We start from the raw sequence: 23,662 nt of genomic DNA, 5'->3' as shown, positions 1-23,662 counted from the left end.
CTTATTGATCGATCGACCCGTTTCTCGGCTTGCTGAGGACATAGTTCATCGCTTCCTCCACCATGCCCAGCGCTTCCTGGATGGTGAAGGTGGATGAATCTAGGCACAGTTCCAGCCACAGCCCATCGACCATCGCCGTCAGGCCGATCGCCGCGATGCGTGCGTCAGGGCGCGGAATCTGAGGCGCTGCCTCGCGCAGCAGCACTTCCAGATGCTCCCGCACGCTACCATAGGTTTCGGCATGGGTGGCCGCGATGGCCGGGTTGGTCTTGTTGAGACTCCAGAAGGAAATCCAGGTGGCCAGCAGGTTGGGATCCAGCACCGGCGGCTGGAAATTGGCGCGCAAATAGGCCCAGAGGCGATCGCGTGGGTCGGGTCCGGCCTCTGCCACCGCCCGTTCCATGGCGGCACCGACCTTTTCGCCGACGTCGCGATAGGTAGCGAGGATCAGGGCATCGACGCCGTCGAAATAATGGGTGAGCAGGCCCGCCGACACCCCGGCATAGGCGCAGATCACGCGGACGGAGGTGCCGCCCACGCCCTTTTCGGCCAGACAACGTGCCGTCGCCTCGATCAAGGCCTGCCGCCGCACATCGGCGGATTCGCGCACAAATCGCGCCCTTTCGGGGCGCCCCTCTATCTTTTGCTCCATCATCTTTCCCCGCCCATTACCCTGCTCCCCATCGGACTGGCTGGCAAGCCGTCCGTCCCCTGCATGGAAAGAAGGATCGAATAGCCGCGTTCAGCCGTTCGGCGTGATAAATGCAAGGAGAAATGTGGATGAAGCGCAGGAATCGTGCGTGTGCCCTCTTTCCGGCGATGCTGTTGTTCCACAGCTTGGGTGGCTGCGCCAAGAGCGATGACAAGGCGGCGGTGGACAATGCCGTTTCGGCGGCGCCCGGTGTGGAGGCGATCGACGAACCCGATGCGGTAACTGTGGGAACCAACGAAGTGACGGGCCTGCCCACGGACGATTGGATCGGACGGTGGAACGGGCCGGAGGGACTGTTCCTCGACATCCAGCTCTCGCCCGACGGCAAACCGGGCCATTATGCGATCACCAACAAGGATAATCTGGACCGCCAAGGCGATTATGGCGGCGTGGCCGAGGGAACCGACATCCGTTTTGTGCGTGACGGCCGGGACCTGACGATCCGTCCGGGAATCGGGAGCGAAACCGGCTTCAAATATCTGGCAGGGCGGAAGGACTGTCTGATCGTCGTGCCGGGACGGGAGGGATATTGCCGCTGATGCGCGAGGAACCCGCTCGCCTGTCTGTGCATTGATGAGGCGGGCGGCAAAACGAGAGGAGGATTATATGGCGGATTATCAGGAGCGTCCGGCGGCGACCACGACGGTCATTGAAAAGCGTGGCGGCGGCGGCACCATGGTAGCCGTTCTCTTGTTGGTGGTTGTGGTGGCGATTGCCGCTTTCTTCCTGATCACCAGTCAGACCCAGAAGGATAGCGCCGTCGAAGGCGCCGCATCACAGGTCGGCCAGGCCGCGAGCGATATCGGCGATGCGGCAAAGGATGCAGCCGGGGCGGCGAAGAATCAGTGACAATATGGCAAAATCCGGGCCGGTGACGCCGGCTGTCGAGGATCATGCAAAAAGGGCGTCCCTGTCGGGACGCCCTTTTTGGGATTGGCCTGCCGTTACCAGCACGCCCAAATCCCGTCAGCCTTCCACCTTCGCATGCTTGGGTGCGGCTTCGTTGAGGATGCGCAGGATCTTCTTGAGCGCGTTCGGCTCGTCCGTCTCTTCCATCGCCGCGAGTTCGCGGGCGAGACGGCTGGAGGCGGCCTCGAAAATCTGCCGTTCCGAATAGCTCTGCTCCGGCTGATCGTCAGCGCGGAACAGGTCACGGGTCACCTCGGCGATCGACACCAGGTCGCCCGAATTGATCTTCGCTTCATATTCCTGGGCACGGCGCGACCACATGGTGCGCTTCACCTTGGGCTTGCCCTTGAGCGTCTCGACCGCTTCCTCGAGCGTCTTGTTGGACGACAGCTTGCGCATGCCCACGCCTTCGGCCTTGTTTGTGGGCACGCGAAGCGTCATGCGCTCCTTTTCGAAGCGGAGCACGTACAGCTCCAGTTCCATGCCCGCAATCTGCTCCTTCTGCAGCTCTATGACGCGGCCAACGCCATGTTTGGGGTAAACAACATAATCACCAACGTCAAAGGACAGCGCCTTGGCAGCCATTTGAAACCTTTCCATGTCTTCGGGGGAGCGGTGGCATTCGCGTTGCAGGTGCGAAAGGACGCACGAGCCGAGGGGGATACGGCGCCACCATCAAGTCATCAGGCATTTGTCTCCGTAGCGGACGCGACCATGTCCACCTGTTGGCGCCTGTTTAGCAGATTCGTAACAAAATTGCCACCCCTGGACACAAAATCCGGGAGTGGACCGGGAAATAAAACGCAATAGCTGGTTTTCGGGGTGCCATTCGCAGCCCAGAGGCGGGCCGCGCTGCGCCGCGTCAGATCAGCTTCCGGTGCCGGGTTCGGGCGAGAAGAACTGCTCCAGCTTGTTTTCGACGCCCTTCATGGCGTCGGCGTCGGCGGGGGCTTCGCCCTTGACCGTGATGTTGGGCCATTCGGCGGAGAATTTGGTGTTGAGCTCCAGCCATTTCTCCAGGCCGTTCTCGGTGTCGGGCAGGATCGCCTCGGCCGGGCATTCCGGTTCGCACACGCCGCAGTCGATGCACTCATTGGGATTGATGACCAGCATGTTCTCCCCCTCGTAGAAACAGTCCACGGGGCAAACCTCGACGCAATCCATATATTTGCAGCGGATGCAGTTATCGGTCACGACGTAGGTCATGGGTCAGCACTCTTGGTATGGAAACGATCGGCGCCCTGCTATGCGCGGTCGCCCGGAAGGTCAATGAGGATATTTTTGCGCTGCTGATGGCCGTGCTTGGATTGGCGGCTTCAGGCCCCGACGGTCAGCTCCTCATAGCAGGTCTGCGCCTCCGGGGCGGGACCTCTGCGGTGGGGGAGCTGCATCACGCGGACGACGCGAACACCGCTGGGATGGGGGAAGGTGATGAGGTCGCCCGCGCGCACCGGGGCGTGCGCCCGTTCGATGCGGCGGCCGTTCAGGCGGATATGACCGTCCTCCGCCAGTTTCTGCGCGGTCGAGCGGCTTTTGGCGAGCCGCGCGAACCAGAGGAACTTGTCGATGCGCAGGCTTGGTCCGTGGACCGAGGCCGTGCCCGCGTCAGCCATTGCGGCCCAGCAATTCGGCGAGACCCGCAAAGGCATGGTTGCCGGCGGGCGCGGGGCCGGACGAGGCGGCGGGGCGGGGTGCCCGGTCACCGCGCGGCTTGCCCTGGGACGGGTGCTGTGCCTTGCCCTGGCCGGGACCACGTTTGTCGCGGTTCTGCTGATGGTGGTGCGGTCGGAGTTTCTGACGGCCGCGGAAGACCCAGTTGGGGCCCCCTTCCTCGGGGGCTTCGATGGGGCGGAAACCGGCAAGGCGCATCAGTTGCAGGAATGCCTCCTCCGACAGGCCGAGCGAGACGATCTGGGGGCTTTGGGCGGTAAAGGCTTCGTTCTTCGCAATCGCCTCATGCGCGGTGCGGGCCATGCGTTCGGCCATGTCGATGCGCAGCATCTGTTCGCCGAAACCCCGGAAACCGGCGATGCGGGCGCCCATCTGGTCAGGCTTTTCGCCCGCGGGGATCAGGGTCAGTCCGGGGCCGGGGAGGGGGAGGCAGGGCTTGGCGATCCGCGCGGCGAGCAGGGCTGCGCGCCAGCGGGCCGAACCGGGCTTCAAAAGGCCCGGATGGTAGATGTCGAGCACGCCGATATCGATCCCGGCGCGACGCAGCAGATGCCGCTGGTCCTTGTCGAGATGGCCGAGCGCCGAATCGAGGTCTGTGCGGGCGATCAGGCCGCCCGCATCGGCGAGCTGGGCAAAAACGGCGCGGACGACGGCGGGAACTTCGGCATCCTGCGAACTGGCGACCATCTTGGTCAGCGGCAGGAGATGCTTTTCCTTCTGCGTGTCGAACCATGCCGTCAAGCGGGCGCCGATCTGCTTCTGCACATCCTGACCCAGCGTCAGAAGCGCGCGATCCAGCCGGATTTCCGGGGTCAGCAGCGTGGCGCCGCCATGCAGCGTGGCCACCGCATTGCCCTGCCAGCTTATGCCGGGGGCCTGTCCTGCCTCGTCCATGAGCGCGAAATCAGTATCGGGTGCGCCCAGTAATTCTTCAGCCTTCACTCGCAATATCCTTCCAAGGCGCCGTTCAGCGGCCGCCAACAGCATCTTCCTGTCCTGATGCCGGGTAGCGGGATCGACCGAGAAACGAAATCCGTCAAGTCGCCCGATCGTCTCGCCATCGACGCAGACTGTCCCATCCTGCTCTATTTCGACCGGCAGATTGGCCGCGCTCTGGCCGATATCCCTTAGCAGAACCGTGGTGCGGCGGTCGACAAAACGCTGTGTCAACGCGGCGTGGAGGGCATCGGACAGCTTTTCCTCCAAAGCCCGCGTGCGCTCCGCCATTTCCGCGGGATGGGCGAGCCAGTCGGCGCGATGGGCGATGTAGGACCAGGTGCGCGTCGCGGCGATCCGTCCGGACAGGGTGTCGATGTCGCCCTGCACCGAATCGAGTCGCGCGATTTGCTGGGCGAACCAGTCACGGGGAATGTGGCCCGTTCCCTCCGAAAGGAAACGCCAGATCCGGCCGACGGTGCGGGCATGATGTTCGGCGCCGAGCTTCTGGAAATCGGGCAGGCCGCAGGCGGCCCAGAGGCGTTCGACCTGTTTCTGGCCCCTGACGCGCTCGATGACGAGCGGGTCATCGGCGAGCCGTTTGAGGACGGCGAGATCGACCGCCTCGGGCGCCGCGCGCAGTTCCGGGCGCTCCGGCTTCTGCTCCAGGTCGAAGAGGAGATGGTCGAGCCGGTCGGTACGCGGAGTGCCGTCGCGCCAGAAAAGCTGATCGACCGGAGGGAAGCGGTGCGCCTCGATCGCTTCGATCTCTTCGGGGGTAAAGGCGGCATCGCCATCTTCATGGCCCAGGCTGCCGAAGGTGCCGTCCTTATGATGGCGCCCGGCGCGACCCGCAATCTGTGCCATTTCGCTGACGGTGAGGCGGCGGGTGCGGCGGCCGTCGAACTTGCGCAGCGAGGCGAAGGCGACATGGGCGACGTCGAGGTTGAGGCCCATGCCGATGGCGTCGGTGGCGACCAGATAATCGACCTCGCCGTTCAGGAACATCTGTACCTGCGCGTTGCGGGTGCGGGGGGACAGCGCGCCCATCACCACCGCCGCTCCGCCCCGGAAGCGGCGGAGCATTTCGGCCACCGCATAGACCTCCTCGGCGGAGAAGGCGACGATGGCGGAACGCTTGGGCAGGCGGGAGAGCTTTTTCGCGCCCGCATAGGATAGGGTGGAAAAGCGCGGGCGGCCGATGATCTCGGCGTCGGGGACGAGCGTCTTCACCACGCGGCTGATGCTGGCCGAGCCGAGGATCATGGTTTCCTCGCGGCCTCGGGCGCGCAGCAGCCGGTCGGTGAAGACATGGCCCCGTTCCGGGTCCGAGCCGAGTTGGGCTTCATCGAGGGCGACGAAGGCATAGTCCTTGAGGCCCTCTTGCGCAGATTCACGGCCCCCGCCGCTGTGTTGTGCAGCTCCGGCCTGCTGGCCTACGCTGATGGGCATCGATTCCGCCGTGCAGAGGAAATAGCGGGCGCCGGGTGGGACGATCTTCTCCTCGCCGGTGATGAGCGCGACCTGGTTGGCGCCCTTCATGCCGACCACCCGGTCATAGACCTCGCGTGCCAGCAGGCGCAGCGGAAAGCCCATCATCCCGGAGGAATGGCCGCACATGCGTTCGACCGCGAGGTGGGTCTTGCCGGTGTTGGTGGGGCCCAGCACGGCTGTGATGGGTGAGCGGGCGAATAGGGCCATGACCCCCGCTATGTCGGGCATGGATCGGATAAGGGCAAGGGCAAAGGCCGGGTAAATCGGCGGAGTGCCCCATTTCGGACCGCCGGTCGGTCGTCGGGCACGTCCGACCGCAGAAAAAGGGTTAAAAAAGCCGCGTTTATTTGACTTTAACCTTGTGCTTTTACAAAATCGCTGATGAACGCGCGGCGGGGGTCGTGGCGATTTGCCCCGGGGGCCTGTTTTTTCCGTGTTTCATGGCAGTCAGATCAATGCCCAGCAGGGAGGCGCTTCCGCGTCCTTGTGGTTGACTGACTCCATCCGCCATGCCGGGCCGGTCGAGGATCAGCGTGGCTGGCGAGAGAAGCTGCGCGACTGGGCCGAGGATGTGGAGCTTGTCCCCGACCTTGGCCAGCGGGTGGGAAGTTTCACCTGGTTCCGGGGCCTTGCGACCTGTTTCGGGCTGTGCGCGGCGGCACTTTACCTCTCGCCCGGTTTCCATGCGCTGCCCGGTGAACCGCAGCCTTTACTGGCGTCCACACAGTTTGACGAAGTGCGCAGCCAGATGATCATGCCGCTCGCCATGGGCGCGGACAGCGGCCGGCGCATGGGGCCGACGGACGCGGTGCAGCCGCTGCGCGAGACGCCGGAGCGGCCGCAGATCGAATTGCGCGCGCAGATCGGCGGAAGCGATTCGCTGGGTCGTGCGCTGGCGCGGGCAGGGGTCAGCGGCCGCGATGTGGCAACGGTGACGAGCCTGGTGGCGGGCGATACCAGCAACGGACTGAAACCGGGGACGCCGCTGGACATCGTGTTGGGCCGCCGGGCGAGCCGGGACATGCCGCGCCCGCTGGACAGGCTGGCGTTCCGGGCACGACTGGACCTGGGGATAGAAGTGTCGCGGGTCGGCGGAGTGTTGCAGGTGCAGCGGACGGCCATCCATGTAGACGACACGCCACTGCGCATCCAGGGCGTGGTGGGCGAGAGCCTCTATCATTCGGCGCGGGCCGCTGGGGCGCCGCCCAAGGCGATCCAGAGCTTCCTGCGTGTGGTGGCGCAGCAGATCGATCTTGGATCGGTTTCCGCGGGTGACCGCTATGACATCATCACCGAATATCATCGGGCCGACACGGGCGACGTGGAGGTAGGCGATTTGCTGTTCGCCGGCCTGCACAGGGCGAGCGGACGTGGCATCGACATGCTGAAATGGTCGCAGGACGGGCGGACCCAGTGGTTCGAGGCGTCGGGCGTGGGCGAGCGGCGCGGCGTGCTGTCGTCGCCCGTGGCTGGGCGCATGTCGTCCAGCTTCGGCATGCGGCGGCACCCGATCCTGGGCTATACGCGCATGCATGCCGGCATCGATTTCGCGGCATCCTACGGCTCGCCCATCTATGCCGTGACCGACGGGGTGGTGTCTTATGCCGGGCGGCATGGCGGGCATGGCAATTATGTACGGCTGGAACATGGCAACGGCCTGGCCACCGGCTATGCGCATATGAGCCGGATCGCTGCGGCGCCGGGGCAGCGGGTGCGGCAGGGACAGGTGATCGGCTATGTCGGTTCGACCGGCCTGTCGACCGGACCGCATCTGCATTATGAACTCTATCGCAACGGGCAGGTGGTCAATCCGCTGTCGGTGCGTTTCACCACCACCGCGCAGCTTGCCGGGCGGGAACTGGCGGCGTTCCGGGCGCGGCTGGTGCAATTGAAGAGCCTGCGCATCGGATTGCCGGTGCAGGTGGCGCAAAAACGGCCGGCCCCAGGTGCGACGCCGAATGCGGTGCCCGCGGCGACCGGGAAATAGCTTTGCCTGCGTGACCGGCTCCGCTAACGGGCGGCCATGAGCGCGACGCCTTCCAACATCACCGCCATTCTGCTCGCCGGTTCGCGGCCCGGCACCGATCCGTTGGCAGTGGCCGCGGGCGTGGCGGTGAAGCCGCTGGTGCCGGTTGGCGGCGAGCCGATGATCAACCATCCGGCGCGCGCCTTGTTGGCGCATCCGGCGATCGGGCGGGTGATTGTCCTGACGCAGGCGCCGGAGCTGTTTGCGGGAGATCCGGCCACGGCCTGGCTGGCGGAGCATCCCAGGGTGCGGTTTGAGACGAGCGGGGGCGGGATTGCTTCCTCGCTGATGGCTTTGCTGGACCGGGCGGATTTGCCCTTTCCGCTGCTGATGACGACGGCCGACCATGTGCTGCTGGACGGGGCGATGCTGGACCAGATGGTGCGGGAGGCTTCGGGTGCCGACATTGCCGTGGCGATGGTGGAGCGCAGGATATTGCTGGCGCGCTATCCGGACTCGCGGCGGACCTGGCTGAAGTTTCGGGACGGCTGGTGGTCGGGGGCGAACATCTTCTGGTTCGGGAGCGCGAAGGCGCGGCCGGTGATCGCTTTGTGGCAGGAGGTGGAACAGGACAGGAAGAAGGGGTGGAAGATATTGTCCGCCTTCGGACCCTTGGCCTTGCTGGGGGCGGTGCTGCGGATTTCCACGCTACGCGGTGGGATCGCGCGGGTGGGGCGGCGCTTCGGCCTGTCCGCCCGGCTGGTGGCGATGGACAAGGCGGAAGCCTGTATCGATGCCGACAAGCCGGACGATGTGGTACTGATCGAGCGGATTCTGGCTTAGTAGCCGTCCAGCTCTTCCAGCGCGGTGAAGCGCTGGGACCAGAGCGCGCCATAGACGGCCATCCATTGCACCACCGGGGCAAGGCCCTTGGCCCGGGCGGTATAATAGGTTTCCCGGCCTGCCCTGCGGGCCGTCACGAGGCTGGCGCGTTTCAGCTTGCCGAGGTGGCGCGACACCATGGGCTGCGATACGCCGGAAATGGCGGTCAGGGCATGGACGCTCTGCTCGCCCTCGCGCACCAGATATTCGAGCAGCGTGCGCCGGGTGCCGTCGGACAGGGCCTTGAAAAGCTCGTCGCAGGAGGCCGAGCGATCCCCCTTCAAAATATGTGTCGTCATCGGCTTCTCATAATCAGATGGTTATGAAATGGTCAAGCGAAGGGCCGTTTTTCGCTGCCGAGGCGGCGTTAACCAAAAAAACTTTCCCGGCCTTTCCTCCTGAGTCTTTTGAGTCACACTACTTCATCTTGAGTCCGGCGAGTCGCGCTTGGCTCAATATGTCGTGGCTACCCGGTTCGTTCCGGCGCGTGTTAACCATTTTCTGAGGCTCTTGTGCTAAGTAGCTGATCTTGACGGCGGACTCTCGAGGACTCATCGCTGGGCCTCAGAACGAAGGGGGTCACTTAAATGGGTGTCATGGAACGCGTCGCACCGCGGCGGAAAAAGGCGGTTGCGCCGGTCTCGATCGAGGCCGACCGCCTGCTGCGGGGCGATTGCATCTCCGAAATGGCGAAGCTGCCGGACGCCTGCATCGACATGATCTTCGCCGATCCGCCCTATAATCTTCAACTGGGCGGCGACCTGTTCCGGCCCGAGGGCAGCCGCGTCGATGCGGTCGACAATGATTGGGACAAGTTCGATACGCTGGGCAGCTATGACCGCTTCACCAAGGCCTGGCTGCGCGAGGCGCGCCGCATCCTGAAGCCGAACGGCTCAATCTGGGTGATCGGCAGCTACCATAATATCTTCCGCGTCGGCACGGCGTTGCAGGATGAGGGCTTCTGGATCCTCAACGACATCATCTGGCGCAAGTCCAACCCCATGCCGAATTTCAAGGGTACGCGCTTCACCAATGCGCATGAGACGCTGATCTGGGCGAGCCAGGGCGAGGACGCGAAATACACCTTCAACTACAAGGCGATGAAGACGCTGAACGACGAGTTGCAGATGCGCTCCGACTGGGTGCTGCCGATCTGCGGCGGGCAGGAGCGGCTGAAGCGCAACGGCACCAAGGCGCATCCGACGCAGAAGCCCGAGGCGCTGCTCTATCGCGTGATGCTGGCCTGCACCAAGCCGGGCGATGTGGTGCTCGATCCCTTTTTCGGCACCGGCACGACGGGCGCGGTCGCCAAGCGCCTGGGCCGCAAGTGGATCGGCATCGAGCGCGAGGACGATTATATCGAGGTCGCGCTGGAGCGGATCGAGGCGGCGTTGCCGCTGGATGAATCATCGCTCACCATCATGCAGACCGCGCGGCAGCAGCCCAAGGTGGCCTTCGGCACGCTGGTCGAGACGGGCTATTTGCAGCCCGGTTCCGTGCTGACCGACGCCAAGCGGCGCTGGCAGGCGGTGGTGCGGGCGGACGGTTCGCTCAGCGTCGGGGCGGATACGGGGTCGATCCACAAGATGGGCGCGACGCTGCAAGGGGCGCCGAGCTGCAATGGCTGGACCTTCTGGCATCATGAGGCCGATGGGGCGTTGAAGCCGATCGATACGTTGCGCCAGACCTATTTGCTGGCGAACGAGCCGTAATCCGGGCCGCGGGTCGACAGGTGCGGTCTGAGAGGATTAGAGGGCGGGCATGACATTCTCCTCCATTCCCGCCGATGCGCGGCTTTATCTGCGCCCCACATGGTTCGTGCCTTCGCCCATCGGCCTACCGGATGGGTCGTCGGCACGGATGGCGAACGGCCTGCTGTGGTTTCAGGGCTATGAGCTGACCGCGCGCAAGGACGGTCAGCGGGTGGCGCGGGTGACGGTGCCGGTCGCGGGCTTTGCCGAGGCGGTGGCGGGCTTGCCCGATCCCCTGGCGGAGCGGGCGCAGCGGCTTGCCGGCCATATCTCCGCCCAGCGGCAGCCGCTGGCGCTGGGGGAGCGGACCATCCGTTTCGACGCGCCGCAGGTGATGGCGATCCTCAACATCACGCCGGACAGCTTTTCCGACGGCGGCAGGCATATGGACGACCCGCAGGCGGCGGCCGATGCGGGCTTTGCCATGGCGGCGGCGGGGGCGGCGCTGATCGATGTCGGTGGGGAATCGACCCGGCCCAAGGCGCCGCGCCTGTGGGAAGGGGATGAGATCGCGCGCGTGGTGCCGGTGATCGAACGGTTGGCGGCGGCGGGCATCGCCATGTCCATCGACACGCGCAAGGCGGCGGTGATGGAGGCCGCGCTGGCCGCCGGGGCGCATGTCGTCAACGATGTGAGCGCGTTGATGCACGATCCGCGGGCGATGGAGGTCGCTGTCGCTGCGGGATGCCCGGTGATCCTGATGCACGCCCCATCCGCCGGGGACGATCCGCATGAAAATCCTGGCGGCTATGGCGATGTCGTGGCCGATGTGTTCGACCATCTGGAGGCGCGGGTGGAGGCTTGCCTGGCGGCCGGTATTCCGCGCGAGAAGATCATGGTCGATCCGGGGCTGGGCTTCGGCAAGTCGCTGGCCGACAATCTGGCGTTGGTGAACGGCCTGGCGACCTTCCAGGGGCTGGGCGTGCCGCTGCTGTTCGCGGGGAGCCGCAAACGGCTGATCGGTGCCCTCTCCAACGAGGCGCCCGCGCCGGACAGGCTGGGTGGATCGGTGGCGCTGGCCTTCCGCGCGGCGGAGCTGGGCGCGCAGATGGTGCGAGTGCATGATGTCAGGGAAAGCGTCCAGGCGTTGCACCTTTGGCGGGGTCTGGTGGACGTGGGACTAAGTTCGGTCTGATCCTGAAACGAAGCTGCGTCATTTTTGTCGCAGTGGCATGAAAAGTTTTGGGTGCGTTGACTCGACTCGGCAGGATGACCAGCTTCCCCTACGGAATGCGAGAAAAATCGCATCCAAATGGAGAGGATGTCCCATGGCAACCATGCAGCCCTTTTCGGCAAAGCTTTTCCATTCCCTGCTGATCCAATGCATCGCGGAAGAGCGCAGCCCCACCGATGCCGAAATCGACTCCGTTGCCTCGAAAATATGGCAGGACAGCCATGGTGCGACCACGGGTCAGGACTGGCTCGACGTGGCACGCGGCAGCGACGCCCATGTGCAGATGATCAACGCGGCGCGGATGGCCTTTGGCTGCCATGAGGGTGCTGTGGCGGCCTGATGGCGCGCTATCAACGGCTCAGGGCCAATCGATTCCATTAAATGCTTGCCTGCCGCCATGCGCGGAAAGAATGGCGGCACGCGTATCTCGTCCTCCTTCACATAGGAGGGTGCGGGCGCATCAGGGCGTTGCGGTGTTGGCGGGAGCAGGGGCGGCGGCTTCCGGGGCCGTGCCTTCGGGCGTCTGCGTCTTGGGCGCGAAGACGTGCAGGCTGTCGAGCGTCCTTTCCGCCATGGCCGAATATTGCTCGCTCAGCATTTCGGGATAGACGAAGCTGGCGGTGACGATCGAACCGTCGGCCTGTCTGATCATGCGCAGCGCGACATTATTGCCCTCGCCGTCATTGGCTGTGCCGCGATATTCATTGTCGCCGATGAAATCACCGCTGACCCCTTCGGAGCCCTCGTTTACGGTTCCGACGATCTGTTGCAGCGTCCGATCGCCGTCCTTCTTCTGCCAGACGATCCGGACATCCGCGCCCGCGCCGGGGTCCTGATAGACCACGCCGTCGGCATTGCTGGAAGACGCGTCCTTTTCCCAGCCTTCGGGGAAGGTGATGGAAAAGCCCCGCTCCACATTCACATAATTGCGGGACGCGGGGGTGTCGCTCTTCGCCTTGGCCATCGCGGCGGCCGCAGCGACATTGGCGGCGTTGGCCAGTTCGTCCTGGCTGGGCAGGTCTTCCACCGGCTCCGCCCGACCACAGGCGACCAGCAACAGGAGGGGCGAGGCGATGGCGAGGGAGGCGATCTTCATGCCTTCTCCCAAAGCATAGCCGCCGCGACATTTCAACGCCGGAACCGCCACTTGAACGACGGGATGGGCTTATGCCGCGCTGTCGATCCCCAGTTCGGCCAGCTTGCGATAGAGGGTCGAGCGGCCGATCCCCAGGCGCCGGGCCACTTCGGTCATGCGTCCGCGATAATGGCCGATGGCCAGGCGGATGACGTCGGCCTCGATCTCGGCAAGCTGACGGACATGGCCGTCGCCTTCGAACAGGGTGATGCCGGCTGCCTCGCGATGCGCCTGTGGCACGGCGCGCAGCCTGCCATGGGACGCATCGCCATGGGCACGTCCGTTGAGATGGGCGGCGATCTGCGGGAAATCCTGCGCCGTCAGCGCATCGCCCTCGCAAAGCACGGCAGCGCGGAACAGCGCGTTCTGCAACTGGCGGACATTACCCGGCCAGTCATGCTGCATCAGCAGCGCCAGCGCATCGTCGGTCAGGCCCAGGCCGCGCAGTCCCGGCTGGGTGGCGATGCGTGCGAGCAGATGGCGGCAGAGGGCCGGCACGTCGCCCAGCCGCTCGCGCAAGGGAGGGATGGTGAGCTGCACGACGTTGAGGCGGTAATAAAGATCCTCCCGGAAGCGTCCCGCCTCTATCTCGTCATGCAGCCGCTTGTTGGTGGCGGCGATGACGCGGACGTCGACATGGATCGGACGGCGCGCGCCGATCGGCTGGACCTCGCCATCCTGCAACACGCGCAGCAGCTTCACCTGCGCGTCGAGTGGCATTTCGCTGACTTCGTCGAGGAAGATGGTGCCCATGTCGGCGGCGACGAACTTGCCCACCTGCCGGTCGAAGGCGCCGGTGAAGGCACCGCGCTCATGACCGAACAGGTCGGATTCGACGAGGTTGGCGGGAATGGCGCCGCAATTGACCGTCACCATATTCTGCTTGTGCCGGGGGGAGGCGGCGTGGATGGCGCGGGCGATCACATCCTTGCCGACGCCGCTTTCGCCCTCGATCAGGACGGGGACGCGGGCGCGGGCGGCCTTGGCCGCGATGGCGAGCGCGGCGCGGAATTGGGGGGCGGCGCCGACCACATCCTCGAAGGAAAGGGCGGCGGAAATCTTTTCGGTCAGCGGGCGCAACTCGCCCTTGCCATGTTCGCCGTTCAGCGTCGCGTTGAGCGCGGCGAGCAACCGTTCGGGCGCGATCGGCTTGGCGAGATAGTCTGTGGCTCCAGCACGCATCGCATCGACCGCGACGGCGACATTGTTGTGGGCGGTCAGGATCAGGATCGGCAAAGCCGGGCGGCGCGCGCGTAACTCGCGGATCAGGCCGGTCGGCTCATAGCTGGGGCTCCATTGGTCGAGGATCACGGCGTCAAGCCGCATCCCGTCCTGCGTGCCGAGCGTGGCGATCGCCATGTCGCCGTCATTGGCGAAGATCGTGCGCCAGCCCGCGCGGGCGGCCAGGGCGGACACCAACCTGCGCTGTGCCGGCTCGTCATCGATCAACATCAGCATGGGAACGCCGTCGCGCGCCATTCTACCCCCTTATTTGCGAACCTGTCCGCCATGGTAGTGAGAAGGGGTAAAAAGCGGCTTAACCGGAAAGATTTTCTTGTTCGTCCCGGCTTGAGGGGGCAAGGCTTGACGATAAGAGAGGGCCGGCAACAGGTGGAGGAGAGCCGGGCATGGCTTCTGAAGGGAATATCGAAAGCGCGAACCAGACCTATGCGGGATTCCTGTCCCTCATGAAATGGGGCACGATTGCCTCGGCGCTCGTGGCAGCCCTGGTCGTGGTGCTGATCGCTCACGGACACTGACGGGTAGGCGACCGGCCGGGCGGCGTGACCTTGGAGGAGCGCTGCTTCGAATGTCGCGACAGCCTCGTCCGGCCCGGCGGGCTTGACCATCGGCGGCTTCCTGCAATGAGGAGGAACAGATGACCCTGTTCCTCCTCATTTGCTTTTCTGCTGCCTCGCTCTTGGGCTTCGCCATCGCCTGGCGAGCGCGGCCGGAGGATGGCTGGACATTGGTAGCGATGCTACAACTGCTGTCGTCCGCGATACTGGTCGGCGGGTTGATCGTCGCGGCGGAGGCGGGCAGTGCGGCGGTGCGGATACTGGGGCTGCTGGCCATCGCGGCGGGCAGCGCGGGACTGTGTGGCGGCTGTGCCGCTGCCGGGCGGATGGACGCGCCGGGGCCGTGATGGAGGGCGCGAATCCGACGGTCCTCGCCGGTTGGTCGATGGCGGCGCTGCTGTTCGGGCTGGCGCTGCCGGCGTCGTTCGGCGGCGGGCTGCGGCGGGGCGCGCATCTGATGATGGCGGGCATGACGGTGATCGGCGCGGTGACGCTCTACAGCCATGATGTCATGTCCATGCCGCAGATCTTCGCGGCGCTGATCATGGGCGGGGCGGTCGGGCTGGTGCTGGGACGGGGCATGCCGCGGGCGGCGATTCCGGCATTGCTGATCGGTTTGATCGGGCAGACGGGGCTCGCGGCGATGTTCGTCGGCGTGGCTGCCTGGCGCAATCCGCGCGCTTTCGGCTTGCTGGACGAGATGACGGACCAGTGGTTCGCTGACGATGCGGCAGCCATTGGGGTTGGGGTCGCTCTTGGCGCGATGGCCTGTGCGGGCGCGGCGGCGATATTGTGGTGCAGGATGGGGCGGCGAGGCAAGGGGCGGCCGGGCGCGCCGTTTTTCACCGGGGCGATGCTGGCGGGCACTTGCGGGGCGGTTTTAGCCTTCGTCGCGTCGCCCACGACCGACCGGTTGCTTCCCTTGGCCGGAGTCGCGTTGCTGGCCGGATGGGGGCTGGCGAAATGGACCATGGGCGCAAGGATGGGGCCTGCCGCGGCGCTGGTCGGTGGTCTTTCTGGCTGGGCCGTCGCTGTCCTGGCCTATCTACTGGAAAATATCGGAATGGCCGTTGCCGGAGGACTTGCGGGCGCTGCGGGCGGTCTCTTCGCGCTTCGTCTTTGCGGTGGAGCGGACAGGAAGGGGCTTGCCGAGGGGGGGGCGCGTCCCTAACGCTTTGCGGAAGGAAGCATTGGGGTAGGCGGATTCATGAAGAAGCTCGGTCTGATAGGCGGTCTTAGCTGGACGTCGACGGCGCGCTATTATCAGATCATCAATCAGGCCGTCTATCGCGCCCGTGGCGGGCAACATAGCGCCCCGCTGCTGATCGAGAGCCTGGATTTCGCGGATATCGGCCGTTCCACCACGGACGAGGAATGGGCTCACGCGGCCGAAGTCTTGACGGCTTCTGCGCGGCGGCTGGAGCAGGGGGGGCGGCGGCGCTGCTGATCTGTGCCAACAGCATGCATCGCGTCTATGACGAGGTGCAGGCGGGGGTCGACATTCCGATCATCAACATCGCCGAGGCGGTGGGACGAAAGATGCAGGCCGACGGCATCGAAAAGGCAGCGCTGATCGGTACGCGCAATGTGATGACCGAGAAATTCTACCGCCAGCGGCTGGTGGCCCACGGCATATCGCTTCTGCCGCCCGACATGGAACTGGCCGAGCGGATCGACAGGATCGTCTATGACGAGCTGACCATCGGCAAGGTCAGCCGCGAGTCCGAACGCTATATGAAGTCGGAACTGACCGACATCGCCAAGGAGCATGTACAGGCGGCGATCCTGGCCTGCACCGAACTGGAGATGATCGTCGACGTGAAGGCGAATGTGCTGCCGATCTATGATGGCACCAGCATCCATGCCCGCGCCGGCGTGGATGTGATTTTGGGGGACTAAACACCTAGAGCGCGCGGCGTTAAATCGTACGCGAGCCGCCCGCTCTCAGCTTTTGTTGTCGCATCGCTTTAAGCGCAAAACCGGTTCCCACTTTTGCGCACGATGCTCAAGAGCCTGTTTTGGCCAGGGGCGGGCGCCAACAACATCCGTCATTCCGGCGACAGCTGGGATGACGGACCAGAGGCGGGAAACCACCCATAACGGCAATGTCTATCGCAGCGGCGTCCAGGTCTGGGTCTTGCAGAAGAACATGATGCAGCCCTGCACCTTGAGCGTGCCGTCGCCGTTGCGGCTGACCTTGCTGTTATAGGTCTTGCCGCTTTCCGGGTCGTAGATCGACCCCTTCCACAGGTCCCCTGCATCCTGGAACCCGGTGAGCAGCGCCAGTCCCGCCAGCGGCTTGCTGCGCAGTGCCGGGTCGGGGTTCTTGATGTCGGTCTGCGGACGGCCGGGGGTGGGCTTCACGATCTTTTCGATGCGGCCGCAGAGCGTCTTGCCGCAGGGCGCGATCTGGACGATGGCCTTGCCGTCGACCGTGGCCCAACGGCCGGTGATGGGCTGCGCGGCCTCGGCGGGCAGGGCCGCAGCCAGGGGCAGGATGAACAGCGCGGCGCGGGCGGCGATGCGGGTGATGGCGACCATGGACCTCTCCAAATTGCGTCTTTACAGCAGGAGATAGGGCAGGAGCGGGCGCCCCGCCAAGGCCGAAAATCACCGAGTTCCGGCCGATTCCGAAGGGACGCTACGGCAGCGTCCCTTCGCCTCTCTCAATTTTTTTAGAAGGCCTTGCTGATCGAACAGGCGGCCGGGCCCAAAATGACCACGAACAGAGTCGGCAGGATGAAGAGAATCAGCGGCACTGTCATGATCGCGGGCAGGCGCGCGGCCTTTTCCTCGGCGCGCATCATGCGTTCGTGACGGAATTCGGCGGACAGCACGCGCAATGCCGAGGCGAGCGGGGTGCCGTATTTCTCCGTCTGGATCATGGTCGTGACCACGCCTTTCACAGCGTCCAGCTTGACGCGGGTGGCGAGGTTCTCGAACGCCATGCGCCGTTCGGTGAGGAAGCTGAGTTCGATCGCCGTCAGGTGGAATTCGTCGCCCAGTTCGGGATAGGCCTTGCCCAGTTCGCGGGCGACGCGGCTGAAGGCGGCGTCGACAGTCAGGCCCGCCTCGGCGCAGATCACCAGCAGGTCGAGCGCGTCGGGCAAGCCTTTGCGGATCGCGGCGGATCGCTTGGCGATCTTGTTGTCGATGAATATGTCGGGTGCCTTGTAAGCCAATAGCAGCGCGGCGGCGAACGCCATGAAGCGCTTGGCGCCGCCCCATTCGGGGTAGATGCCCACGACATAGAGCAGCAGCGCGGCCAGGCCGCCGACCACGATCGGCAGGATCAGGCGGCCGAAGATCACCGCGACGGCCCAGTCCTTCGACCGGATGCCCGCCTGCGCCAGCTTGATCTGCGCATCCTTGAGCTGGTCGTCCTGCAACACCTTGAGGCTGGAGAGGAAGGACCGCATCCGGTCCGTCGTCTGATTCTTCTGCATCAGCTTGGCGCGGCGGCGGCCCGTGGAGGCGGTGATGCCCGCCTTCAACTGTTCGCGCCGTTCGTTGAGCGCCTTGACGCGCTTGGCCATGGGATCGCGCACGGTCATCACCGCATAGAGCGCGAAGAGGGTCGCCAGCGTCGCCAGCGCGGCGAGCAGCGTGCCGAAATCGGTGGCGGTCAGACCGAACAGGGTGCCGGCGGGGACGGGAACATTTTCCATCTGGTCGGCTTCCTCGTCAGATCTCGAAGTTGATCATCTGTGCCATGATGAAGGCGCCGATCGCCATCCAGCACATGCCGCCGATGCCGATGACCTGCATGGTCGAAAGGCCGAATACCCCTGCCGGATCGGGCGTGAAGAAGGGCGACATATAGTTGTAGTTGATATAGCAGATCAGGCCGAAGACCAGGAACGGCAGCACGCCGATGATATAGGCGGACGCCTTCGATTCCGAGGACATGGCGCGGATCTTGAGCTTCATCTGCGATCGCTGGCGCAGCACGGTGGCCAGGTTGGACAGGGTTTCAGCGAGGTTGCCGCCCGTCTCGCGCTGGATCGCCAGGCTGATGACGAAGAACTGGAATTCCGGCGTGCCGAGGCGATCGGCGGTTTCCTGAAGCGCCTGGTCCATGGTCTTGCCGATCTTGATGCGTTCGGTGATCAGCTTGAATTCCTCGCCCACCGGCCCCGGAACTTCGCTGGACACGACGTTCAGAGTCTCGGCGATGGGAAGGCCCGAGCGCAGGCCGCGCGTCAGCAGTTCCAGCGCGTCAGGGAATTTGGCGTTGAACTTCTGGATACGGCCCTTGATGAGGCGGCTTACCCACATATGCGGCAGGGCAAGACCGACGGCGAGCCCCAGCATCACCGCGAAGAGCGGCGGGAAGCCACGCAGCATCAGCAGCGCGCAGAGCAGCAGGAAGATGACCGAGCAAGCGGTCATATATTGGCTGACCGTCCATTTCTTGCCGGTCATGCGGATGCGCTTCGCCAGATTTTCCGGATTGGGCACCAACGACACCAACATGGTGGATTCGGTGCCGGTGGGGCGATTGGAGATCGCCTTGCGCATGCGCGCTTCCAGGATCGCGTCGGTGGAATCGCTGTGCCGGCCGCGGATCAGGTCGATGCGGCGCTTCTGCGCCTTTTCCGGCGACGGGCCGGAAAAGGCCATGACGACCAGGCCCAGCATGACCGCGAGCAGCACCGCTATCAGGATCATATTGCCGTTCATCTGCCTGTCTGCTCCAAATCCGCTTCCATTGATGGCCGTCAGTTCACGCCGAAGTCTTGGCCTTGCGCGAGGGGATCATGCTCTTGAGATCGGTGATCTTGCCGAGCAGGGAATCGCCCTTCTTGGCGGGGGGCGCATTGTTGTCGGCCTCGCTCTCTTCCGCCGCGCCCAGCACGGCGTCGAGCAGTGCGGCGCAACCCGCGCCGACCTTGCTGCCCTTGGCCGTTTCAGCGAGCGTCTTGCCGAGCTTCGCCGACTGCGCCGCCACCTTGAGGTCGAAGGGGATGAGGATGTCGACCTTGCGCTCGATCGACTGTTCGAAATCCTTGCGGCTGATTTCCGGCATGCCGGCATGGACGCGGTTGGCGACGACCAGCACGCGCGTCTGCGGCGCGTTGGTCTTGAGCCATGAGAGAATGCGGATCGAATCGCGCGCCGCCGCCAGCGTCAGTTCGGTGACGACCACGGCCACGTTCACGTCGCTCATCAGATGCGGATGCTGGATCAGCATGCCGCGCGGCAGGTCGATGATGCTGCATTCGAAGGCGGCGCGGAATTCCTCCAGCAACTGGTAGAAGGCGCCGCCATCGGTCAGCATCGGCTGGCTGATCGGCGCCTCGGCCGACAGGATCGCCAGATTGTCGCTGGCGCGGACCATGGCGCGTTCGATGAAGAGGCCGTCGATGCGGCTGGGATTTTCGATGGCGTCGGTCAGGCCGCGGCCCGGCTCCAGGTCCATCGCCAGCGCATTGGTGCCGAAATGGACGTCGAGATCGAGCAGCGCGGTCGAGCGCTTCTTCTTTTCACTGAGCAGCCAGGCGAGCGATGTGGCGAGACTGGACGCACCGACGCCGCCGCGCGTGCCTATGACGGCTGTGGTCATGTGCGGATGTTCGGGCGCGGCATCGCGGGGCGCGAAGAACACCGCCTGCGCCTGCGCCAGCGCGTCGCGCAACTGGTCGGCGCCGAAGGGCTTGAGCAGATAATCCTGAATGCCGCTGGCCAGCAGGTCGCGATAGAGGCGCACATCATTGACCTGGCCCGCCGCGATGACGACCGTGCCGGGTTCGCACACTTCGGCCAGGCTGTTGATGTCGCCCAGCGGATCGCCGCTTTCCGACATGTCGATGAACAGGATCTGCGGCGAGGCGGTGACCGACAGGCTTTGCACCGCATTGCGCATGCCGCCCTTGTTCACCTTTTCAGGCGCCCAGCCCATTTCGGCCGCCACGACGCGCAGCAGGTCGAAGCTGTGATCGTCGCAGACGAAAGCGTGGAAGGGGTCGCGCTGACCGGTTGCGCCGGGTCTCCAGGGTGCGTTCATCTTATTTGCCTCCCGACAGGGTCTTGAGGTCGCCGGAGCCGGTGGGCGCCTTTTCGCGATAGGTGGAAATGGCGCGGTTCGAGGTTGCCGTGCGCAGGTCGCTGTCGGTGGTCTGGCCGCGGACCAGATCCTCCGGATTGGCGATCATTGCAGCGAGGGTGCCGTTCACGCCGCAGCCGAAATTGGTCGATGCGCCCAGTTGCTGGTCGGTTTCCGGCTTGTCCGACCAGTCGGGGCAGCCTGGCACGCGGGCGACGGCGCGGCGCACGATCAGACGGACGGCGCCCTGCGGCGCGGTGCCTGCAGCGGCCGAGCTGTCCTCCGCCACCAACATGCCATGGCGTGCGACGACATCGGCAATGCCTTCGCGAAGGGCGGGGCTGGCGCCGGCGGCGTCGGTCGCGATCGCGACCTGATCACCATAGCCAAGGCCGATGGAGACGAACCAGTCGTCCAGGCGGCGGGCCTCGGAGATGGTCATACCGCCGTCCGGGCCGGCCTGGACATCATAGGTGAAGGCGGTGTGGCTGACGACCGGCTGGTGTACCGACTGGACGCCGCGATTGGCGCCCCCGTCGGTCTGGCATGCAGCAAGCGGCAGCGCCATCAGGGCGAGAGCGCTGAGGCGAAAGATAGTTTTGCGGGCCTCAAAAGTCATGTCTTTCGTCCTTCGGATCAGAAGCTGAAGCCCGGCGCGGCGTCCTTGGAACGCTTGCCGGTATCGCGGGCGGCCAGGGGCGGCAACGCGGCCGAGGATTGCGGACCGGGCGCAGGCGCCGGACCGTCGGACCCGCGGCGTGGCATGGGAGCTCGCACGCCGCTGACGCCGTCATGGCCCTGTTGCAGGAACAGGCCCTGGCCTTCATTCGCGTTGCGGAAGCCGTCGGTCGGTAGGCGCACGTCCGAAGCGTTGATCGGCTTCACCAGATAGGGGGTGACGACGATCACCAGTTCCGTTTCATGGCGCTGGAAATTGCGCGACTTGAACAGGCTGCCCAGGATCGGCAGATTCCCGAGGCCGGGGACCTTGCTGATGTTGTTCGCGGCATCGTTGTTGAGCAGGCCCGCGATCATGAAGGCCTGGCCCGAACCCAGTTCCACCGTGGTTTCCGCGGTACGGCTCTTGAGCGCGGGAACGCTGGAGCTGACCGAGAAGTCGAGGCTCGACACGGTGGGACGGACACGCAGCGAGATGCGGCCGTCGGCCAGCACGGTCGGCGTGAAGGCCAGTTGCACGCCATATTGCTTGAATTCGATGCTGTTGCCCTGGGTGCCGTTGCTGACGGTGTAGGGATATTCGCCGCCCGCCAGGAAGCTTGCGGTTTCACCGGAAAGCGACGTCAGATTGGGCTGGGCGAGGGTGGTGGCAAGGCCGCTCGATTCAGCGAGGTCCAGCACCGCGCCGACATCCAGACCCAGCACGCGGGCGACACCGCCAATGCTGTAACCGCCATCTGCGGTGAAGTTGAATGTACCCCCTCCACCGGCATTGAAGGTGAGGGCATCGCGCGTACCGCCGCCGATACCGCCCGCCCACTTGCCTCCGCTGGAGTCTTGCGATTTCCAGTTCATGCCGATCTTGTGACCGACATCCTTGCTCACCTCGGCGATCTTGACCTGGAGCATGACCTGAAGCGGGGTCGCGGTGCGCAGGCGGCTGACCACCGTCACATCCTTGCCGACGAAGGCCTGCGTCAGCCGTTCGGCCTCGGCCGCGTCTTCCGGCGCGGCGATCGTGCCGGTCAGCAGGACCATGCCGTTCATCTTGTTGACCGCTATATCGGCGTTCGGCATCGCCAGCTTCAGCATCTGATCGATGCTGGTGAGGTTGTTGCCGACCCTGACCGTGCCGGAGAACAAAACCTTGCCGTTGGTCGCCGTGACGAAGACGGTGGTTTCGCCCGCCGCCTTCGCGATCAGATAGAGCTGGTTCTGCGAGCGGACATGGACGTCGACGATATTGGGATCGCCGATCACCACGTCCGACATCTTGGCCGGCAGGTTGATGACCTTGGTACCGCCGACCGAGATCAGGATCGCATTGTCCTGCATCGAGGCGGGCGCCGCATTGAGCGCAGTGGTCGGCGCAGCGGCGGCGGCAAGCGCCAGGCCGAGCGCGATGGCCGGACCGAGCAGCGGCCTGGCCGCGCCGGCGTGGATTATGAACCCCTTCATCTTACTTCCCCCCGACCGGAACGACGGTCACGCTGGTGCCGCGAGCGACGCGGATCACTGGGCCCTGGCCGGCAATGCTTCCGCCGATGGGCACGCCCACCGCCGGGGCACCGCCCGCGCCCATGGCCTGCAAAGGCTTGGCGGGGACGCTGCTGCGCTGGTAGCGCGAGACGTCGGCGCCTGTGGAATAGGTGCCGCCCTTGTCGACCGGACGGGCCGAGAGGCTGGCGAGCAGCTTCTTTTCGGCATTGGGATTGCTGGCGGCGGACAGGTCGACATCGCTGCCCGCGATGGCCGCATCCAGTTCAGAGCTGTTGTCGGCCAGCGAACGCAGCGACAACGAGAGTGAACCGATGGTCTGGGCGACCGCGATCTTTTCCGCGATCTTGGGCGTCACTTCGATGGTGACGTTGGAATAGGTCTGGACGACGGGCTTGCCGTCCGCGCCCAACGCGTCCATGCGCTGGTCGGTGGCGAGCACGCGCAGGTTGCGCAGGATGGTTTCGGAAACCTTGAGCGGATCGCCGTCGCCGCCGCCGCTGACGCTTTGCGTGAGCATCAGGTCGACGCGGTCGCCCGGGAAGACGAAGCCCGCGACCGAATTTTGCGCCGATACCGGAACCGTCACGGCGCGCATGCCGGGCCCAAGGGCGGCGGCCAGGAAACCGCGCTCACCCGGCTTGATCACCGAACCCAGCGTCATCGGCTGGCCGGCGGAAATGGCGGTGCGGATGACGCTGCCCACCAGCTTCTGCGGATCGGACTGGCCCTTCAGATAATAGGCCTGTTCGATGAGATCCTTGGGCCAGGGCTGGAAGCGGAAGCTCTCAGCGTCCAATATGGTGCCCACCGGCAGGGCCTTGGTCGCGACCAGCACATGGGGTTGGTCCGCCTCGACCGGCATGGACGATGCGCCCGCCTGCGGTGTGCTTGACGAACTCAGCATGTTGCGTGCAAGCAAGGCTGTAGTGACCGCTATGATAAGCGCCCCCACCAGCAGCACGATCTTCTTGGCATCCATGATGAAATTCGCCTCCCTCAATCAGACGAG

25 protein-coding genes and 1 pseudogene are annotated in these 23,662 nt (G+C 65.0%); 11 read left to right on the top strand and 15 right to left on the bottom strand.

The window, feature by feature from the left end; genetic code table 11:
* Nucleotide 1 precedes the first annotated feature (1 nt).
* Nucleotides 2-652: a transcriptional regulator BetI gene (gene betI / locus YP76_RS17020; RefSeq protein WP_052757469.1), complete on the bottom strand. Its 651-nt coding sequence runs from the start codon at nucleotides 650-652 to the stop codon at nucleotides 2-4.
* Between the two features lie 128 nt (nucleotides 653-780).
* Here betI and YP76_RS17015 point away from each other — a divergent pair, with 128 nt between their 5' ends.
* Together YP76_RS17015 and YP76_RS17010 are read left to right on the top strand one after the other, a co-directional pair.
* Nucleotides 781-1,251: a hypothetical protein gene (locus YP76_RS17015; protein WP_046764779.1), complete on the top strand. Its 471-nt coding sequence runs from the start codon at nucleotides 781-783 to the stop codon at nucleotides 1,249-1,251.
* Between the two features lie 67 nt (nucleotides 1,252-1,318).
* Nucleotides 1,319-1,561, top strand: coding sequence for a hypothetical protein (locus tag YP76_RS17010; protein ID WP_046764778.1), 243 nt, complete (start codon nucleotides 1,319-1,321; stop codon nucleotides 1,559-1,561).
* 117 nt (nucleotides 1,562-1,678) lie between these two features.
* Here YP76_RS17010 and YP76_RS17005 read toward each other — a convergent pair whose 3' ends face one another.
* The 4 genes from YP76_RS17005 to YP76_RS16990 form a co-directional block, all read right to left on the bottom strand.
* Nucleotides 1,679-2,206 carry a CarD family transcriptional regulator gene (locus YP76_RS17005; RefSeq protein WP_046764777.1) on the bottom strand — a complete coding sequence of 176 codons (528 nt, stop codon included), beginning with the start codon at nucleotides 2,204-2,206 and terminating at the stop codon, nucleotides 1,679-1,681.
* 282 nt (nucleotides 2,207-2,488) lie between these two features.
* Entirely contained in the window at nucleotides 2,489-2,827 is a 339-nt protein-coding gene (gene fdxA, locus YP76_RS17000; RefSeq protein ID WP_046764776.1) for a ferredoxin FdxA, read from the bottom strand.
* Between the two features lie 110 nt (nucleotides 2,828-2,937).
* A complete protein-coding gene (locus YP76_RS16995) occupies nucleotides 2,938-3,234 on the bottom strand; it encodes an RNA-binding S4 domain-containing protein (RefSeq protein ID WP_046764775.1) in 297 nt (98 codons plus the stop codon).
* The gene (locus YP76_RS16990; RefSeq protein WP_408640448.1) at nucleotides 3,227-5,929 is read right to left on the bottom strand and encodes a helicase-related protein; all 2,703 of its coding nucleotides are present in this window, start codon (nucleotides 5,927-5,929) and stop codon (nucleotides 3,227-3,229) included. The genes YP76_RS16995 and YP76_RS16990 overlap by 8 nt, the downstream gene beginning before the upstream one ends.
* A 226-nt stretch (nucleotides 5,930-6,155) precedes the next feature.
* Between YP76_RS16990 and YP76_RS16985 the strand changes: the two genes are divergently transcribed.
* Both YP76_RS16985 and YP76_RS16980 read left to right on the top strand, forming a co-directional pair.
* A complete protein-coding gene (locus YP76_RS16985) occupies nucleotides 6,156-7,709 on the top strand; it encodes a M23 family metallopeptidase (protein ID WP_046764773.1) in 1,554 nt (517 codons plus the stop codon).
* A 36-nt stretch (nucleotides 7,710-7,745) separates the two neighbouring features.
* Nucleotides 7,746-8,531 carry a nucleotidyltransferase family protein gene (locus YP76_RS16980; protein ID WP_046764772.1) on the top strand — a complete coding sequence of 262 codons (786 nt, stop codon included), beginning with the start codon at nucleotides 7,746-7,748 and terminating at the stop codon, nucleotides 8,529-8,531.
* Here YP76_RS16980 and YP76_RS16975 read toward each other — a convergent pair.
* Entirely contained in the window at nucleotides 8,528-8,869 is a 342-nt protein-coding gene (locus tag YP76_RS16975; RefSeq protein WP_046764771.1) for an ArsR/SmtB family transcription factor, read from the bottom strand. The two genes, YP76_RS16980 and YP76_RS16975, sit on opposite strands and share 4 nt — an antisense overlap.
* A 288-nt stretch (nucleotides 8,870-9,157) precedes the next feature.
* On the opposite strand from YP76_RS16975, the gene YP76_RS16970 reads away from it, so the two are divergent.
* The 3 genes from YP76_RS16970 (at nucleotide 9,158) to YP76_RS16960 (ending at nucleotide 11,835) form a co-directional block, all read left to right on the top strand.
* Nucleotides 9,158-10,282: a site-specific DNA-methyltransferase gene (locus tag YP76_RS16970; RefSeq protein WP_046764770.1), complete on the top strand. Its 1,125-nt coding sequence runs from the start codon at nucleotides 9,158-9,160 to the stop codon at nucleotides 10,280-10,282.
* Between the two features lie 49 nt (nucleotides 10,283-10,331).
* Nucleotides 10,332-11,456 (top strand): dihydropteroate synthase, encoded by a 1,125-nt coding sequence (gene folP, locus YP76_RS16965; RefSeq protein ID WP_046764769.1) that lies wholly within the window; start codon nucleotides 10,332-10,334, stop codon nucleotides 11,454-11,456.
* A gap of 133 nt (nucleotides 11,457-11,589) precedes the next feature.
* Nucleotides 11,590-11,835: a hypothetical protein gene (locus YP76_RS16960; RefSeq protein WP_046764768.1), complete on the top strand. Its 246-nt coding sequence runs from the start codon at nucleotides 11,590-11,592 to the stop codon at nucleotides 11,833-11,835.
* A 120-nt stretch (nucleotides 11,836-11,955) separates the two neighbouring features.
* On the opposite strand, the gene YP76_RS16955 is transcribed toward YP76_RS16960, so the two are convergent.
* Together YP76_RS16955 and YP76_RS16950 are read right to left on the bottom strand one after the other, a co-directional pair.
* The gene (locus tag YP76_RS16955; RefSeq protein WP_046764767.1) at nucleotides 11,956-12,591 is read right to left on the bottom strand and encodes a hypothetical protein; all 636 of its coding nucleotides are present in this window, start codon (nucleotides 12,589-12,591) and stop codon (nucleotides 11,956-11,958) included.
* Nucleotides 12,592-12,660: 69 nt separating this feature from the next.
* A complete protein-coding gene (locus YP76_RS16950; protein ID WP_046764766.1) occupies nucleotides 12,661-14,109 on the bottom strand; it encodes a sigma-54-dependent transcriptional regulator in 1,449 nt (482 codons plus the stop codon).
* A gap of 149 nt (nucleotides 14,110-14,258) precedes the next feature.
* On the opposite strand from YP76_RS16950, the gene YP76_RS16945 reads away from it, so the two are divergent.
* The 4 genes and pseudogenes from YP76_RS16945 (at nucleotide 14,259) to YP76_RS16930 (ending at nucleotide 16,328) form a co-directional block, all read left to right on the top strand.
* Nucleotides 14,259-14,390 (top strand): aa3-type cytochrome c oxidase subunit IV, encoded by a 132-nt coding sequence (locus tag YP76_RS16945; RefSeq protein WP_046764765.1) that lies wholly within the window; start codon nucleotides 14,259-14,261, stop codon nucleotides 14,388-14,390.
* Nucleotides 14,391-14,509: 119 nt separating this feature from the next.
* The gene (locus YP76_RS16940; RefSeq protein ID WP_046764764.1) at nucleotides 14,510-14,776 is read left to right on the top strand and encodes a proton-translocating transhydrogenase family protein; all 267 of its coding nucleotides are present in this window, start codon (nucleotides 14,510-14,512) and stop codon (nucleotides 14,774-14,776) included.
* Nucleotides 14,776-15,600, top strand: a complete 825-nt coding sequence (locus YP76_RS16935) for an NAD(P)(+) transhydrogenase (Re/Si-specific) subunit beta (RefSeq protein ID WP_084733221.1) — start codon at nucleotides 14,776-14,778, stop codon at nucleotides 15,598-15,600. The genes YP76_RS16940 and YP76_RS16935 overlap by 1 nt, the downstream gene beginning before the upstream one ends.
* A gap of 36 nt (nucleotides 15,601-15,636) precedes the next feature.
* Nucleotides 15,637-16,328: pseudogene (locus tag YP76_RS16930) on the top strand (aspartate/glutamate racemase family protein).
* A gap of 210 nt (nucleotides 16,329-16,538) precedes the next feature.
* Here the strand turns inward: YP76_RS16930 and YP76_RS16925 are convergent.
* The 7 genes from YP76_RS16925 to cpaB all read right to left on the bottom strand — a co-directional run bounded on the left by YP76_RS16925 (nucleotide 16,539) and on the right by cpaB (nucleotide 23,632).
* On the bottom strand, nucleotides 16,539-16,970 hold the full coding sequence (locus tag YP76_RS16925) for a DUF2147 domain-containing protein (RefSeq protein ID WP_046764762.1): 432 nt from the start codon (nucleotides 16,968-16,970) through the stop codon (nucleotides 16,539-16,541).
* Between the two features lie 134 nt (nucleotides 16,971-17,104).
* Nucleotides 17,105-18,097, bottom strand: a complete 993-nt coding sequence (locus tag YP76_RS16920; protein ID WP_046764761.1) for a type II secretion system F family protein — start codon at nucleotides 18,095-18,097, stop codon at nucleotides 17,105-17,107.
* 16 nt (nucleotides 18,098-18,113) lie between these two features.
* Nucleotides 18,114-19,112 (bottom strand): type II secretion system F family protein, encoded by a 999-nt coding sequence (locus tag YP76_RS16915; RefSeq protein ID WP_046764760.1) that lies wholly within the window; start codon nucleotides 19,110-19,112, stop codon nucleotides 18,114-18,116.
* Nucleotides 19,113-19,155: 43 nt separating this feature from the next.
* Nucleotides 19,156-20,436 (bottom strand): pilus assembly protein CpaE, encoded by a 1,281-nt coding sequence (locus tag YP76_RS16910; RefSeq protein ID WP_046764759.1) that lies wholly within the window; start codon nucleotides 20,434-20,436, stop codon nucleotides 19,156-19,158.
* A 1-nt stretch (nucleotide 20,437) separates the two neighbouring features.
* Nucleotides 20,438-21,094: a CpaD family pilus assembly protein gene (locus YP76_RS16905; RefSeq protein ID WP_046764758.1), complete on the bottom strand. Its 657-nt coding sequence runs from the start codon at nucleotides 21,092-21,094 to the stop codon at nucleotides 20,438-20,440.
* Nucleotides 21,095-21,111: 17 nt separating this feature from the next.
* Nucleotides 21,112-22,611 carry a type II and III secretion system protein family protein gene (locus YP76_RS16900; RefSeq protein ID WP_046764757.1) on the bottom strand — a complete coding sequence of 500 codons (1,500 nt, stop codon included), beginning with the start codon at nucleotides 22,609-22,611 and terminating at the stop codon, nucleotides 21,112-21,114.
* A gap of 1 nt (nucleotide 22,612) precedes the next feature.
* Nucleotides 22,613-23,632 (bottom strand): Flp pilus assembly protein CpaB, encoded by a 1,020-nt coding sequence (gene cpaB / locus YP76_RS16895; RefSeq protein ID WP_046764756.1) that lies wholly within the window; start codon nucleotides 23,630-23,632, stop codon nucleotides 22,613-22,615.
* Between the last annotated feature and the right edge of the window lie 30 nt (nucleotides 23,633-23,662).

The organism is Sphingobium chungbukense (assembly GCF_001005725.1).
Classification (GTDB): Bacteria; Pseudomonadota; Alphaproteobacteria; order Sphingomonadales; family Sphingomonadaceae; genus Sphingobium; species Sphingobium chungbukense.
The sequence above is the reverse complement of the archived record's forward strand: the minus strand, read 5'-3'. Positions and strand labels throughout refer to the sequence as shown.

What these genes read in the sequence shown, in the direction of transcription:
- YP76_RS16920 (WP_046764761.1), bottom strand. Translation starts at nt 18,097, where the DNA reads ATGGAAAATGTTCCCGTCCCCGCCGGCACCCTGTTCGGTCTGACCGCC.
- YP76_RS16905 (WP_046764758.1), bottom strand. Translation starts at nt 21,094, where the DNA reads ATGACTTTTGAGGCCCGCAAAACTATCTTTCGCCTCAGCGCTCTCGCC.
- YP76_RS16975 (WP_046764771.1), bottom strand. Translation starts at nt 8,869, where the DNA reads ATGACGACACATATTTTGAAGGGGGATCGCTCGGCCTCCTGCGACGAG.
- YP76_RS16950 (WP_046764766.1), bottom strand. Translation starts at nt 14,109, where the DNA reads ATGGCGCGCGACGGCGTTCCCATGCTGATGTTGATCGATGACGAGCCG.
- YP76_RS16935 (WP_084733221.1), top strand. Translation starts at nt 14,776, where the DNA reads ATGGAGGGCGCGAATCCGACGGTCCTCGCCGGTTGGTCGATGGCGGCG.
- YP76_RS16995 (WP_046764775.1), bottom strand. Translation starts at nt 3,234, where the DNA reads ATGGCTGACGCGGGCACGGCCTCGGTCCACGGACCAAGCCTGCGCATC.
- YP76_RS16915 (WP_046764760.1), bottom strand. Translation starts at nt 19,112, where the DNA reads ATGAACGGCAATATGATCCTGATAGCGGTGCTGCTCGCGGTCATGCTG.
- YP76_RS16940 (WP_046764764.1), top strand. Translation starts at nt 14,510, where the DNA reads ATGACCCTGTTCCTCCTCATTTGCTTTTCTGCTGCCTCGCTCTTGGGC.
- YP76_RS17005 (WP_046764777.1), bottom strand. Translation starts at nt 2,206, where the DNA reads ATGGCTGCCAAGGCGCTGTCCTTTGACGTTGGTGATTATGTTGTTTAC.
- YP76_RS16970 (WP_046764770.1), top strand. Translation starts at nt 9,158, where the DNA reads ATGGGTGTCATGGAACGCGTCGCACCGCGGCGGAAAAAGGCGGTTGCG.
- YP76_RS16955 (WP_046764767.1), bottom strand. Translation starts at nt 12,591, where the DNA reads ATGAAGATCGCCTCCCTCGCCATCGCCTCGCCCCTCCTGTTGCTGGTC.
- YP76_RS17015 (WP_046764779.1), top strand. Translation starts at nt 781, where the DNA reads ATGAAGCGCAGGAATCGTGCGTGTGCCCTCTTTCCGGCGATGCTGTTG.
- cpaB (WP_046764756.1), bottom strand. Translation starts at nt 23,632, where the DNA reads ATGGATGCCAAGAAGATCGTGCTGCTGGTGGGGGCGCTTATCATAGCG.
- betI (WP_052757469.1), bottom strand. Translation starts at nt 652, where the DNA reads ATGGAGCAAAAGATAGAGGGGCGCCCCGAAAGGGCGCGATTTGTGCGC.
- YP76_RS16945 (WP_046764765.1), top strand. Translation starts at nt 14,259, where the DNA reads ATGGCTTCTGAAGGGAATATCGAAAGCGCGAACCAGACCTATGCGGGA.
- YP76_RS16960 (WP_046764768.1), top strand. Translation starts at nt 11,590, where the DNA reads ATGGCAACCATGCAGCCCTTTTCGGCAAAGCTTTTCCATTCCCTGCTG.
- YP76_RS16990 (WP_408640448.1), bottom strand. Translation starts at nt 5,929, where the DNA reads ATGGCCCTATTCGCCCGCTCACCCATCACAGCCGTGCTGGGCCCCACC.
- YP76_RS16980 (WP_046764772.1), top strand. Translation starts at nt 7,746, where the DNA reads ATGAGCGCGACGCCTTCCAACATCACCGCCATTCTGCTCGCCGGTTCG.
- folP (WP_046764769.1), top strand. Translation starts at nt 10,332, where the DNA reads ATGACATTCTCCTCCATTCCCGCCGATGCGCGGCTTTATCTGCGCCCC.
- fdxA (WP_046764776.1), bottom strand. Translation starts at nt 2,827, where the DNA reads ATGACCTACGTCGTGACCGATAACTGCATCCGCTGCAAATATATGGAT.
- YP76_RS16910 (WP_046764759.1), bottom strand. Translation starts at nt 20,436, where the DNA reads ATGAACGCACCCTGGAGACCCGGCGCAACCGGTCAGCGCGACCCCTTC.
- YP76_RS16900 (WP_046764757.1), bottom strand. Translation starts at nt 22,611, where the DNA reads ATGAAGGGGTTCATAATCCACGCCGGCGCGGCCAGGCCGCTGCTCGGT.
- YP76_RS16925 (WP_046764762.1), bottom strand. Translation starts at nt 16,970, where the DNA reads ATGGTCGCCATCACCCGCATCGCCGCCCGCGCCGCGCTGTTCATCCTG.
- YP76_RS17010 (WP_046764778.1), top strand. Translation starts at nt 1,319, where the DNA reads ATGGCGGATTATCAGGAGCGTCCGGCGGCGACCACGACGGTCATTGAA.